13 protein-coding genes are annotated in these 14173 nt (G+C 36.4%); 6 read left to right on the top strand and 7 right to left on the bottom strand.

Translation table 11 applies throughout. From position 1 onward, the window contains the following. Positions 1-70 precede the first annotated feature (70 nt). On the bottom strand, positions 71-1663 hold the full coding sequence (pckA, locus tag ND812_RS00760; protein ID WP_265356897.1) for a phosphoenolpyruvate carboxykinase (ATP): 1593 nt from the start codon (positions 1661-1663) through the stop codon (positions 71-73). A gap of 70 nt (positions 1664-1733) precedes the next feature. Between pckA and ND812_RS00765 the strand changes: the two genes are divergently transcribed. The 5 genes from ND812_RS00765 (at position 1734) to ND812_RS00785 (ending at position 7971) form a co-directional block, all read left to right on the top strand. Continuing rightward, complete coding sequence (locus tag ND812_RS00765) at positions 1734-3164, top strand: glycogen/starch synthase (protein ID WP_265373840.1); 1431 nt, start codon at positions 1734-1736, stop codon at positions 3162-3164. A gap of 171 nt (positions 3165-3335) precedes the next feature. Next, the gene (locus tag ND812_RS00770) at positions 3336-4748 is read left to right on the top strand and encodes a hypothetical protein (RefSeq protein ID WP_265373841.1); all 1413 of its coding nucleotides are present in this window, start codon (positions 3336-3338) and stop codon (positions 4746-4748) included. Between the two features lie 280 nt (positions 4749-5028). Further along, complete coding sequence (locus ND812_RS00775; protein WP_265373842.1) at positions 5029-6636, top strand: hypothetical protein; 1608 nt, start codon at positions 5029-5031, stop codon at positions 6634-6636. Between the two features lie 88 nt (positions 6637-6724). After that, positions 6725-7102 carry a DUF1304 domain-containing protein gene (locus tag ND812_RS00780; protein WP_265356893.1) on the top strand — a complete coding sequence of 126 codons (378 nt, stop codon included), beginning with the start codon at positions 6725-6727 and terminating at the stop codon, positions 7100-7102. Next, positions 7099-7971 carry an RNA polymerase sigma factor gene (locus ND812_RS00785; protein WP_265373843.1) on the top strand — a complete coding sequence of 291 codons (873 nt, stop codon included), beginning with the start codon at positions 7099-7101 and terminating at the stop codon, positions 7969-7971. Before ND812_RS00780 ends, ND812_RS00785 begins: the two co-directional genes overlap by 4 nt. A gap of 141 nt (positions 7972-8112) precedes the next feature. Here ND812_RS00785 and ND812_RS00790 read toward each other — a convergent pair whose 3' ends face one another. The 3 genes from ND812_RS00790 to ND812_RS00800 form a co-directional block, all read right to left on the bottom strand. Then, positions 8113-8499, bottom strand: a complete 387-nt coding sequence (locus ND812_RS00790; protein ID WP_265373844.1) for a hypothetical protein — start codon at positions 8497-8499, stop codon at positions 8113-8115. A gap of 1 nt (position 8500) precedes the next feature. Continuing rightward, on the bottom strand, positions 8501-8854 hold the full coding sequence (locus tag ND812_RS00795; protein ID WP_265373845.1) for a hypothetical protein: 354 nt from the start codon (positions 8852-8854) through the stop codon (positions 8501-8503). A gap of 722 nt (positions 8855-9576) precedes the next feature. Continuing rightward, positions 9577-10473, bottom strand: coding sequence for an AraC family transcriptional regulator (locus ND812_RS00800; RefSeq protein ID WP_265373846.1), 897 nt, complete (start codon positions 10471-10473; stop codon positions 9577-9579). Between the two features lie 165 nt (positions 10474-10638). Here ND812_RS00800 and ND812_RS00805 point away from each other — a divergent pair, with 165 nt between their 5' ends. Then, positions 10639-11487, top strand: coding sequence for an NAD(P)H-binding protein (locus tag ND812_RS00805; RefSeq protein ID WP_265373847.1), 849 nt, complete (start codon positions 10639-10641; stop codon positions 11485-11487). Between the two features lie 81 nt (positions 11488-11568). On the opposite strand, the gene ND812_RS00810 is transcribed toward ND812_RS00805, so the two are convergent. From ND812_RS00810 to ND812_RS00820, 3 genes are all read right to left on the bottom strand, one after another. Continuing rightward, positions 11569-12744 carry a YncE family protein gene (locus ND812_RS00810; RefSeq protein ID WP_265373848.1) on the bottom strand — a complete coding sequence of 392 codons (1176 nt, stop codon included), beginning with the start codon at positions 12742-12744 and terminating at the stop codon, positions 11569-11571. Positions 12745-12922: 178 nt separating this feature from the next. Then, positions 12923-13330, bottom strand: coding sequence for a DUF5329 family protein (locus ND812_RS00815; protein WP_265373849.1), 408 nt, complete (start codon positions 13328-13330; stop codon positions 12923-12925). Between the two features lie 46 nt (positions 13331-13376). Continuing rightward, positions 13377-14054 carry an SOS response-associated peptidase gene (locus ND812_RS00820; RefSeq protein WP_265373850.1) on the bottom strand — a complete coding sequence of 226 codons (678 nt, stop codon included), beginning with the start codon at positions 14052-14054 and terminating at the stop codon, positions 13377-13379. Between the last annotated feature and the right edge of the window lie 119 nt (positions 14055-14173).

A 14173-nucleotide genomic window follows, 5' to 3' on the forward strand; every position in this document is an offset into this window, starting at 1 on the left:
CCCTTTGCTTCAAAAGGGAGTCCAGAACCACCTAGCTTACACTAGGCGGCCTATGTAAAACCCAACAAACTTACGCTACTGGGCCGTATTGGCTGAAATCAAATTCTTTGGAACCAGTGAGATACTTTTTATAGTTTTCTACAAATTGTTTCGCAAGATCTTGCGCTGTTTTGTCGTATTCTTCCTTGTTTTCCCAAGCGTTACGTGGGTTTAGGATATGAGAATCCACACCATTTACGGATTTAGGGAAAGACACTTGGAATACTGGGTGTTTTTCAAACTCGGATTTTTCAATGTTTCCGTTGAGGATTTCATTGATGATTTGGCGAGTTGCAGGAAGGTTCATCCTTTTTCCAACACCATACTTTCCACCAACAAGACCTGTGTTGATGAGGTATGCATTTACTTTGTGTTTTTTCATTTTTTCACCAAGTAGTTTTGCATAGAAAGTTGGGTGAAGGGTCATAAACGCCTGACCAAAACAAGCTGAGAACGTTGCTTGAGGTTCTTTCACACCGCGCTCTGTTCCTGCAACCTTTGCTGTATAACCAGAAAGGAAGTGGTACATCGCTTGTTCGATGGAAAGTTTAGACACTGCAGGTAATACACCGTAAGCATCGTAAGTAAGGAAGATCACAGTGTTTGGGTGACCTGCTTTGGATCCTGGTTGGATGTTGTCGATGTGGAAGATTGGATACGAAACACGAGTGTTTTCTGTTTTCGCAGCGGAAGAATAATCTACCTTTTTCGTTGTCGCATCATACACAACGTTTTCGAGGAGTGCATCACGACGGATGGCTGCATAGATTTCTGGTTCTGTTTTTGGATCTAAGTTGATGGTTTTTGCGTAACAACCACCTTCAATGTTGAAGATTCCGTTATCGTCCCAACCATGTTCATCATCACCGATGAGCTTACGATTTGGGTCTGTGGAAAGAGTTGTTTTTCCTGTTCCAGAAAGACCAAAGAAAAGTGCGCTATCTCCGTCTTTTCCAACGTTTGCAGAGCAGTGCATTGTAAGAACGTTTTTGAGTGGAAGGTAGTAGTTCATGACAGAGAAAATCCCTTTTTTCATTTCCCCACCGTATTCTGTTCCACCGATGATACAGATTTTTTTTGCTAAGTGGAAGATCACGAACACTTCGGAGTTGAGACCGTGTTCTTTGTATTTTGCGTTTTTGTAACCAGATGCGTTGATGATGGTAAACTCTGGATTGAGTTTAGCGAGTTCTTCTTTTGTTGGGCGAAGGAACATGTTTGTGCAAAAGTGGTGTTGCCAAGCTCTTTCAGTCACAACACGGAGAGAGATACGTGTGTCGTCGTTTGTTCCTGCGTGGCCATCAAATACGTATAATTTTTTGTTATCGAGGAATTTGGTTACTTCTGCGTAGAGTTCGTTAAAAATTGCTTCGGAAACTTTCGTGTTTACTGGTCCCCACCAAATGTTGTTTTGGGAAGAAGGTTCATCGACAAAGTACTTGTCTTTAGGGGAACGACCCGTAAAAATCCCGGTATCCACCATCATCGTTCCATTATCGGAAGTAACACCTTCTTTGTTATTCAATTCGTGCTGGTAAATTTCTTCGTATGATAAGTTATGGAAGACTTCGGACGGTTTTAGGCCGAGTTCAGCAAGGCCTTTTAGATTAGTAGATACTGACATGGATCTCTCCTCGATTTCACTTTGTGTTTTTCTAGCTTCTTACTTTGCGAGTCGGTGTCAATAACAGAAAATGAAGATTCTCCACGCATCCGCAGAATATTTTCCCTACATCAAGATGGGTGGTCTTGCGGACATGCTCGCCTCCCTTACCAAAGAACAGGCTAAGTCCGAAAAAGTTTATGTCGCATTACCTCTCATTGGATCATTGGGGAAAGAGCCAAACTGGACAGGCAAAGAGTATAAGACCATCCTCCCCGAAGATGCCAGTGAGGAAACCGTTGCGGTAAGTTTACTCACAAAAGCAAGGTTCCGGGAAGCAGATGAATCCGGGATCAAATTGTATTTTTTTGATTCTGAATTGTTTCGTGGTTTGGATTCCATTTATGGAACGACAGATGAACATTACCGTTTTGCCATTTTTTCATACGCTTGTTATGCGCTAAGCCAAATCTTACAAGTAGATGCCTTCCATGCCCACGATTGGCATACTGCATTGTCTCTCGCCTTACAAAAAAATTCGATCCATTCCATTCCTTCTGTTTTTACGATCCACAACCTTGCTTACCAAGGGGACCATCCCTTTTGGATGACTGGATTTTTGAGAGAAGATCCCTTTCGCCTGATCACTAGCCCATTTGACCACAATGAAAAATGCAATTATATGAAGGCAGGGATTTTGTCTGCAGGGCAAATCACAACCGTAAGTCCAGGTTACAGAGAAGAAACATTACAGGAACCCAATGGATTTGGCCTCAGTTATGCCTTACAAAAACGAGGATCGGATTATACAGGAATTTTAAACGGAATTGATGCCGACGAATGGAATCCAAAGTCTGACAAACGGATTTTCCAAACCTACTCGGTTCAGGATTGGGAAGAAGGGAAATTAAAAAACAAAAAACTTCTTTATGAAGAAATTGGTAGACCTCATTTGCCATTAGAAACACCACTCATTGGTCTCATTGGTAGACTCACCTACCAAAAAGGATTCCCCACTTTTTTACAGGCATTTTTGGAAAGACGCCACCTTCCACACCGTTATGTGGTTTTAGGTTCAGGGGATCCTGAAACCGAAAAAGCATTTTTTCATTTATCAGATGTGCTACCAGATGTGTTTTATTTTTACCGAGGATACAATGAAACTCTAGCTCACAAAATTGAAGCGGCAAGTGATTTTTTCCTCATGCCATCACTCTTTGAACCTTGTGGCCTCAACCAAATGTATAGTCATGTTTACGGATCCATTCCGATTGTTTCCCGAGTGGGTGGTTTAAGAGATACAGTGGAAGAATCGACGGATCCAAAATTCAAAACAGGTATTGTCTTTGAACCGAGTGACGCTAGTTCGCTGGGATATGCGTTAGAACGAGCAAAAGATCTGTATTTCTCGACAGATAAAAAATCTGTAGTGAATAACGTGATGAATTTAGATTGGACTTGGACCAAACGAAAAAAAGAGTATGATTTTATTTATCAAAAAGCCATTACACTTTTAGAATGAAATAAATTATTTTTATTTAACAAATTCATCACATTCAAATGTTATCAAAAATAGACGATGAACTCTATTTTTTATTTCTTTTGCGTTTTTCTATTTTTCTTTTCCCATTGCAAACTTAATCTCAACAATCCAAATGACCCAACCTCAAGAGATTTTTTCCTAACAAATCTTATGCAGCTATTTCTTTCATCAGACCAATGTGTGAACTTCAAGACTTGGAAAAAAACCTACGGAACAGGTACAAGTAAAACCACAGGTTCCGACATCTTGGTTTTATCGAATGGTGATTATTTGGTATCGGGTGTAACACGACAGTATATACTACCTGGTTCTCCAATTGGAGTCACAAATAATTTTGCGGGTTCGAATGGTATCACACTTAATACTTTTTTAATGCGTGTATCTAAAGAAAATGGTGACATCATTTGGGTTGATTACCTAGGGGAAGCGACTGTCGAAACCTATTTTAAGCCAAATTTAAATCGATATTCCAATGGAGATATATCGGTTGCTATGATCGTCACAGGTGCTTCTCAGCCAAGTCCTCTGAATGCAAAATCAGGTATCGGACTTCCTTCTTTATTTGTTGGAAGGATCAAGGAAAATGGAACACGTGTTTGGTATACATATCTAGATTCACCAAGTATCGGAGAAACCGTCGTTTCTGCGATGGATACATCAAACCGCTTACATGTGTTTATTGAAAATGTATGGGATACTACATCAGTAAGCCATGCATCCTTTGTCGATGGCCCTGCGATAATTAATACATCTCTCGGAGGAACTTCCGATTCTGACTTTATCCATTTAGCAGTAAATGAAAATGGATTTATGAATTTCCAAAGATTTTTTACGAGTGCAGGTGGCGACTATGTGTTTGGAGTTGATGCAAATACAAATGGACTATTTATTTCTGGCACAACCTCTCAAGGTGCCAACGGTACCATTCACCCCAATATAAATACGCAAACACCTTTTGTAATGAAAGTTAATGAAAATGATGGAACAATTATTTGGTATCAATATTTTGGAATTCCAGCAGAAGGAGATTATGGTCCGTTTCGCTTCTACTTAAAAGAGGATCAAATTTTTCTTTTAGGTAATGCTAGAAACACATTCGGTTCCCCTACAGAACCTCTTGTTGCAGCCGATGGTACAATCAAACATTTTCTTCTAACAAAGTTTAATACGAATGGTACATTTTTATGGAATAGTTTTTTAGGAAGTAATTCAGAGGCAACCGTTGATTTCTCTGAATCTGAACCTTTGTTATTATCTTCATCACAATTAATATTTCGCACTCTTAGTTCTACATCTACAGGAAGGTATACCTCATCACCTAACTCAATCATCGATGTCGCCACTGGTGTTTATCCTCTTGCTGACATCTTCGTTAATCCTCTATCAGGAGAATTTAATCGATTCAATTACCAATCCAATTTAACTTCACCAACGCAGGAAAAAACAGAAGTGATGAAAGAAGTATGTTCGGGTAAACTTGTCCGTCTTAACTACACAAAGTTCACATCGGCAAACTTTCCTGAAAACACTCAAATTTCAATTGAAAATGTCAACTTTCCTTAAGTAAAGTAGATAGGGCGCCTCGCATTCGTTAGTTGACATAAATTCAAACCTAACACGACCGCGCTTTACGCTCCAATCATTTGCTTCGCAAAATGAATTCCGCTGCAATCGCTGGCGCAGAATCCCTGTTATCATTTGTAGTGACTTTCGGCTCGTAGAAACACGCACTCAGAAAAGATTTTTCTATCTAGGGAAATCGGCAAAGGATTGAGATAATAACCAGAACTTGCCAAATGGTGAAATCAAAAAAGAGACTTTTCTCGAAAATGAAGTCCGGCAAATGAATTCAAAAATAAAATTTAAAACTATTTCGAATCTCACATTACAATTCTTTCTGATACTTGGCCTTCTAACCCAGTGCACCTTGGATCTCAACAATCCAAAAGATCCAAGGTCTCGTGGTTTTTTCGAAACAGCACTATGGGAAGAATACTTACGAGGGTTATGTAATACAGATTTACGTGGAACCATTCGATTTGGATCGGGTACTTACAAAATTTATCCCTATCAACTGTTGAAACTGAAGAGCGGGAACTTCTTAGTGACTGCGGGAGTATTTGAGTCAGTCTCTTGGAATGGCAATCCTAATGGAAAAAATTTTTCCTATTCGGGTACACCAGGAACAGATATAAATGCGATTATTTTTTTAATCAATGGAAAATCGTTCCAAGTGGAATGGTTAGATTATTTAGGAATCATAACAGTTGCTTCGGATGATAAATCTACAGTTCCAGCAGTTGAATTGTCAAATGGAGACATTGTGACTTCGGCCTATGTGAAAAGTACATCACAAGGCAGTCCCATCTCAAGTAAATCAAACATCAATTCGTTACATATGGTGCGATATAATCAAAGTGGAAATCGAGTATGGAATACTTATCTAGATAAGGCTGACAATTCCATTGTCGAGAGTAGATTTGTACTTATTACGGACGAAGGAGACAACATTCATTTCTTTTTTAATGGCGTTGGGATTTCAATGACACCTGATACTGTTGGATTCGGTGAATTTCCTTCCATGGTTGTTCCATCTGACGCAACTAATACAGGAAACAAAGAAATTGGTTGGGGAGTCATCTCGCAATCAGGTAATCCAATCAAACAAAGATACTTACCTTCTTACGGCCAAACCATCATAAAAGATGCAACCTACCTTGGTGAAGGAACGATTCTTATCTTTGGTGGTGCTGAGGACAATTATATAGGTTACACTGGTCATCCATTACCATCTTATAATTTCCAAAGACCAATGGTAACAAAACTCTCAACTAGTAATTTTGATATGGTAAATACTACTTATCTTGGAACCAATAGCACAAATCATACACTTGGTTATATTTCAGAAGCAATCATTGCCTCCGATGGAGTTTATACAACAGGAGTTTCAGCTGGAGATTTTGGTTCATCTTTTCATTCCTTCCAACTTTATTCTGGCACGACATCCTTTCGAAATGCGATCTTTTCCAAATTTGATCGAAATGGCAATTTAATATGGAATCAATTCTTAGGTTCAACATTATCTGATATAGTTGAATTAGCACCGAAATTAAGTTATCTATCATCCAATAATTTATTAAAGGCTTATACTTTTTCGCCAGTTAGTGGTGCATTATTTACTGGATTTTCCATTCCAATTACAGGTAAAGGTATCAATCCATACCAAAAAACAACACTCAATATTGCTGGTGCAAATGGTTATTACCAATCGATTCACTATGAAACTGGCTTAAATAATTTTCCTCCAACGTCAGAGGATTTGTTAACCAATGTTGCTGTAGCCAAAGAGTCTTGTGGGGGTAGAATGGTACGTCTGCAAAATACAATCGATATTAATACTGAAATAGGGACGATGGAGGTCACAACAAGGCCCGCATACGAAGAACCGTAGTTGATTTTTTTAAATTTTTTTTCCAAATTTTGTCACAACCGACAAATCCAGTTGTCACAAGAGAGAAAGGAATCATTAGGAGGATTCAATGAAACTCACTTCTCTCATATTGACTGGATTTGTTGCGGTAGAACATGTATTTATATTGGTATTGGAAATGTTCTTATGGAAAACAGAATTTGGAATGAAAGTATTCCAACTCACACCTGAAACAGCGGAAATCACTGCAAAACTCGCAAAAAACCAAGGTTTGTACAATGGGTTTTTGGCTGCAGGATTGTTTTGGGCACTGTTTTTCATCAAAGAACAAAACCAAAAATTCCAAACGATTTTGTTTTTTCTCGTTTGTGTTGTGGTGGCGGGGATTTATGGATCTGCAACTGCAAAATTTTCGATTTTGTTTTCGCAAGGATTACCCGCATTTTTAGCATTAGTTGTACATTGGTTGGCCAATCATAAACGATGATCGAAGATCCACATATCGCTCTTTTAGAGAGTTGTTTACAAGGTAAAACTAAGGCGTTGGAAGAGTTGGTAAAATTCTTCCAACCAAAAGTTTTTTCCTTAGCTCTAAAATTTTTATGGAACCCTGAAGATGCAGAGGATGCCACACAAGAAATTTTAGTTAAAGTGATTACAAATCTGGGTGGATTTCGAAGAGAGAGCAAACTATCCACTTGGATTTATAAGATTGCCAGTAACCACCTCATCAATGTTAAAAAGTCAAATCTAGAAACAAAACACATTCACTTTAGAAACATCCGTGATGAATTACACAAAACTCAATACAATATACCTTCTCATTCAATGGATCACTCCGGATCCAATTTAGAAGAGGATTCAAATTCTGATGTTTCGAATATGGTTTTACATGTGCAAGTAGCTTGTACATATGCGATGTTACAAAGTTTAACTCGTAAGTATAGGATGGCTTATTTATTGGGAGATGTATTTTCAATTTCGAGTGAAGAAGGTGGACTCGTAATGGGAATTAAACCTGAATCCTATCGACAATTATTATCAAGAGCAAGAAACCAATTAGAACAATTTTTGGGAAAAGAATGTAGTTTAAGTAAGAGTACAAATCCATGCCAATGTAAAAACAGAATTCGTTATGCAACTAAGGTTGGAAGGATTCGATCCTATTTAAAATTATCGGAACAGATGAAACTCGATGGTAGATGGAAACAGATGAAACCTCTATTACCAGAAACTACCAAAATCCGAAAGGCAGCTGAAATTTACAGAAACCAACCAAATTTTTTACCTAAAAAAAACCAATTAGAAAGTATTCGAACTTTGTTAAACAACTCGTTTCCATTCTCTGCAAGTTGAATTTCTATAAATTCGTTTATAAGCTTTGGAAAAGAAATCTAAATGGAAATCTCCGTCAAAGGCAAACTATTACAATTGTTAATAGTTTGTTAGATCAAAATTTAATAATTCTAGGGACATTTTGTCCCTAGAATGGAAAGTTTATTTTCCTTTTTTAGTCGGAGCTTGTTTTTCAATCCAACCATCACCAACGAGCTCATATTTCACTTCTCCGTATAAGAAAAAGTAATAAGAACTTGAGTTGATTTGAGTATTTGTTAAAAACTCAACTCCGTTTTCCTTGCAAGCTTTTTGAATCACTTCTGAACTCATTCGGGATGCTCTAGTATCACCTAATGGAAACAATACAAAAGGAATTGAATATTCCGCTTTAATTGTCTGCGGTTTTTTCTCATAATCTTTATTAAAATCGATTTCTTTTTCTGAAAGAAATGCATAGTTTCCTTGGACACTAACACAATTCGCAACAAACATAAAAGAAAACAAAATCACAACGATTAAAACAACTTTATTTTTTAATGCCTTCAACTTACTTTCCTCCTTTTGTCAACTTCCAACATTCAGCCACTACACTATAACTTTCAGTTGCAATAAATGCCTGCTCGTTTCTTGAAAAATTCAACTGAACATTTTTTGCCAAATCGCAGGAATTTTTTGTTTGTGCTTCATCTAAAAGAGTAGAGTAGTTTTTATACTCTCCAATCTTAATTCCTATAATATAAAATACAACATTAACAGCCGTCACGGAACTATTAATTAACTCATATTTTACGTTTTTACCAGTGACAACTGGCTTTGTACTCATAAACTTAACGGTAGGTGTGCTACAGTTAACCATTGCAATTGTTAATATTGCAATGAAGAATAATGATATTTTTCTCATTCGTTTCTCCTCGCCTGCAATTAGAAAATAGAGAAGTTGTTATACGTCAACAAAAAAGTAAACACCAATTAACAAAAGCAAATACCCTCCAGTGAAATTACGATCTACTTGAATTGAATTTTCTTTCGGTGTTAGTTGGATTTGATTAGCGCTTGTGAAGCTGGAGTTTGACCACACGGTTTAGGAATCACAACCTTAACAAGTCGTGCCTCTTTTGAATGAGACAATAATTTATTTGGTCTTGTAAAAATGTAGGGTATTTCGCTTTTTTACTAGCGATTCACAAAATTTACCTACCTGTCGTGCTTTGGAAACTTTACCCTAATTTATTAATAAGGTCGAGATCTGAAGTATAGTAGATAAACCATTCTTTGGTAGCCAATACAATGCCCAAATCCAAGTTCCAAAAAAGTTTGGCTTTTTTTCGAATCGAATATCCATTTAGCGAATGATTTTGCCTCAAACAAAAATATCCCAAACATGAGGGCCGTACAAGTAAAACTAGGTTAGAATATGGAATATTCCGATTGGGAGTAAGTTCGAGGAATCATTGATTTTGCAAACTTTGATCAAATAGAATTGATTGTACCCACGAATTTGAAAAACAAATCCGAAAAATAATTATGAAATTAAAAACAGGTTTTTTAAGAAAGCTCCAAAAACTTTCGATACCAACCAACATTTTTATCCAAAAAAATCAATTAGAAAGTATTCGAACTTTATTACACAACTCGTTTCCATTCTCTGCTAGGTGAATTTCCATAAATTCTTTTATAAGCTTTGGAAAAAGAGAAAGCTGATGCATAACCTACATTTTGTGCAATTTCCTCTAAACCCATATTCCCTTTTTGAAATAAAACTTTTGCTTTTTCCATACGCAGTTTTGCCAAATACTCCATTGGAGGAATTCCCAATACATCCCGAAATTTGTTAGCTAGGTTTGCGCGAGATACCCCAGTTTCTTTTGCGAGTGATTCGATTGTCCAATCCTTTGCATATGCATTGTGAAGTTTTTCTAAAGCATACAATACTGTTTTATCATGAAAGGCTTTGATCCAACCAGAAGGTGAATTTTCCTCTTGTTGTAACCAAATACGAATCATATAGTACAGCATAATGTCTGTTAATCTTTGTACAATTAAGTCAGTTCCAAGATTTAGCTCTAGTTCTTTCGAAAGGATTTGAATAAAATCTTCAAGCGAGTGGTGTTTTTGGATACTTTCATATGGAATATAGATAAAATCTGGTAACTCCATGAGAAGTGGGTGGACAGGTCCATTAGGCACTTCATACCGAACGGATACAAAGGTAGTGACTGGAATTTGCTCTTTCTTTTGGTTATTTTTCTCATTCAAAAATCGTTCAATGGTAACAACTTTTGCTTTTGGATCAGATAATAACTCGTGTTGTATCCCTCTTGTGATAAATAATAAATCACCTTTTTTGAGTGGGATTAATTTATTTCCTATTCTCGCATAACAACTGCCTTGTGTCACTACATGGAATCCGCCACTTTTTTCGCAAGGGAAGTGAAATCCAAAACTATCGAAGATTTGGCCTTTGGACAAAAGGTCATTTTTCCAACCTGCAGAAAATAGAATGTCTGAGAGTAAATCCATAGGTAAAAATTAGCAATTCTCTACCATTTGTCTATTAATTTATACTTTTGGATATATTTTTAATATTTTTCGACATAGAAAGTATAGTTTTTTGTGATACACTGATTATATAAGATTCAAAAGAAGAATTAGAAAATTGAATCTGAGGAAATAAGGTAACAAACGATGAAAGTATTTGTATATGGTGGATCAGGTCTTGTTGGTGGGTATCTCGTCAAAGAATTACAGAAAAAAGGTCATGAAGTTTTTGCTGGTTCTAGAAAACCGGAAGCACAAACAAAAGAAACCAACCTGAATTGGGTGGTAGCAGATTCAAAGGATCCCAAAAAAGGGATAGAAATTTTAGAATCAGTGGATGCTGCATTTTTTTTAAGCCCTCCTGGTGAAACAAACCAATATGAAATTCTTTCTCCTTGGATTGAAAAAGCAAAACAAGTTGGATTGAAAAAAATTGTACTGATGACAGCGATGGGAGTGGACCATGCACCACCAGAAGCACCTTTCCGAAAAACAGAAATCTTATTAGAAGGATCTGGCCTTTCTTGGAACATCATAAGACCAAATTGGTTTATGCAAAACTTTCATACGTTTTGGATTGCAGGCATCAAACAGGATCAAAAGATTTATTTTCCTGGAGGAAATGCAAATGTTAGTTTTATAGATGCGAGAGACATTGCATCCGTTGCTTCCGTACTATTGACTACTAATGATTTTCAAAAACAGGCACTCACACTCACTGGAAAAGAATCCATTGATCATTACCAAGTAGCAAAGAATTTATCGTCTGTTAGTGGGAAAAACATTGAATACAATGATGTTGATCCAAAGGTTTTTGAAAATTCTTTGGTATCCGCTGGACTATCAAAAGATTATGCGGCTTTTTTAGTGATGATTGCAGGTGCGTTAAAAGAAGGATTCTCAGCGCCTATCATTGATACTGTCAAACAAATCACTGGAAACGATCCAATATCATTTCAAAAATATGCAGAAGACCATGCGAGTGCTTGGAAATAAAAAACAATTCTAAATCATTTCCCCCTTACCCACAAACTATAAAATCTTTTAGGATGTGGGTAAGAGATTTATGCATTCCTATCATTCAGCGATCAAAATTCTGCTTGAGGCTCCCCCTTTTGGGTCTTCCAAAATATTCCTAAGTAATAATTTTTGAAACGGAAGAAATACGGATCCACTTACATTCACAAAGTTTTTATAAAATTTTTTCGTTGGGATTACTTTCTTTTGTTTTAATGTTTTGGGATCATATATATTTAGTCCAGAATTACGAACCCAAACCAGTTCCCCTTCTTTCCAAAATCCTAATCGATGGCCGTGAGTACCCCACTTCGTTTTTTTGACATCGTTTAAGTTGCCTGTATTATAAATTCTCACTTCACCAGTATCGGAAGCAGCCATATACAAAGTTTTTCCATCCTTTGAAAAACAGATTCCATAAGGAGTGGAAGGGATTGAAAACGATTGGAATGTATTGGTATCTAATTGTAATAAATAACCAAGTGGGTCTCGATTTTGAAACGCTTCTGCATAGGCTGCAATGACAATTTGATTTGATTCTGGATGGAATTCAGGTGTATACGGGTAAAATCTAGATTTGTATTCCTTTAGTTTCGTTAAGTTTTGATTTTGAATTTTGTAAATGAAGGCAGATACATCTTCTGATACATCATCTTTAAGATCTGCATCCACAGCGAATGTAAAATAAGCTGCTTGGTCTTTTTCAGAATAACCGATGTAAGAACTTTGTGCAAAGGATTTTGAATCCTCCTCTGAGATCTCAAAGATAGGTTCCACCACATCGATGTTATTTGCAGTTAAATCCCAACCTACATAGTAGTATTTTTTTGTTTTTGATGATTTTGCTTTGTTTTCAAGGATAAATCCTGCACGATGATTTCCTTCTTCGTAATATAAAAATTCGTAGATAGTTAGAGGGAGACGTTTGCCTTTGTTCTCGATTTGGCCAATAAAATCTGTGGTATGCGTCAGATAGTATGCTTCTAATGGGATGGATTTATAAATTTTTTGTTTTGAGGTTGTATCGTAAAAATAGATTCCAGGTTCATCAAAATCAGCAGTTTTCCCAATATAAATCCACTTACCACCATTGACAAAATATGGATTAGTTGATTCTACAAATGTTGGTCGAACATCAAAATTGGTATTGTACACAAACTCCGATTCAATTGTTTGTGCAAACAAACTGCCAACAAAAAAGAAACAAATAACACTCGTAACAAAGTATGGAAACATCATTCTCTCCCAATGTTTGGACATGGAGAATCACACTATCTCAAATTTGTTCTTTTTACAACTCAAGTTTGTAAATTTTTTTCTAAATTCTACTAAAAATCTAAATTGGGAATCGGTTCTTATTCCGTTGAATCAATGCAAATCTAAACATTTCTCTTCGAGTGAAACAAATCGATCGTTAAAGACAAGTCTCGATTTTTTTCAGTTCTTCATACAACCAACTCGAACTCAAGATTTCCTTTCCATTTGGATAACGGATTTTATAAGGAGTACCAGATAAAAATGACTTTGATGCTACTTTATCAATAAAAAGTTTTGCAGTCCAATCTTTCGGATCAGGAGCAAAAAAAGAATTTTTGGCTTCGTTTAATTTGTAACGTAAATGGTTCTCTGCATCCTTTGCATTATGTGAATCACCATTTCGAATGAAGTTTCCATTGAAGTTTCCAATTCTTTTTAATAAGATCTCAATTTTTTCGGATTCAGAATAAGTGTTACAGGATTTAGCTTCTGAAACAAGTGGTTGTTCGAAAATAATGAATAAGATAAGGAAAAAAGAAAAAAATAGAGCAGGGAACTTTTTCATGGATTTACTGATAGATCAAAATGAATTCAGATTTTGAATCAGGCAATTAAAATAACATCGGTTCATTGATTTCTGGTTCCGCAATGATAAATTCAGAAGGATAAGCTTGGATTAAATTTCTGATTTGGTTTTCTTCTTTGATTCGAGGATCTAACCAACTTTCCCAACAATCTTCAGTTAGGTGAACTGGCTGACGACCTTGGTTCCCACCAGAGTTATGAACTTCCTTCATCAGAGAGTTTCCTTCTTGCGTCAAAATACTAAACCAAAATTTTTGATGGGAAGTATTGGGAATCTCACCCCAAATTCCTGCAAAACAAAAACTCTCTCCAGATTTTGGATAAATTTTATATTTAATCTTTGTACCTTTTTCGGATTTCCATTCATTAAAAAAAGAAGCAGGGATGATACACCGATTGTGTTTGGCAGCACTAGACCAAAAAGACGTAGAGAACAATCGTTCTTCTCTTGTATTAAAAATTGGTTTTGGTGACCAATTTGGTTGTACCCCCCATTGCATTAACTCTAATGTATTTTCACCTTGATTTGAAAGGGAATGGATGACAGGTGCATTCGAACTTGGATAGTATTCAAAGTTTGGTGACTTTCTGAATGTGTCTTCTACCTTTTGAATGTCGAAAACTTGGGTACCTTGGATCAATCGAATCCATTTTTCGGTTCCATCTTTCAATTTGATAATGGTATATCCAAAACGCCCGCACACAATGATTCAATTGAACTTAATTCATAAAAATTGCAAACTAAGATTTTACTATTTTCCGACTGAATTCAATTTCGTGACTAGTAGTCATCTGAAATTGACCTTAAGTCAATTTCAATTTT

The organism is Leptospira limi, assembly GCF_026151395.1.
Classification (GTDB): domain Bacteria; phylum Spirochaetota; class Leptospiria; order Leptospirales; family Leptospiraceae; genus Leptospira_A; species Leptospira_A limi.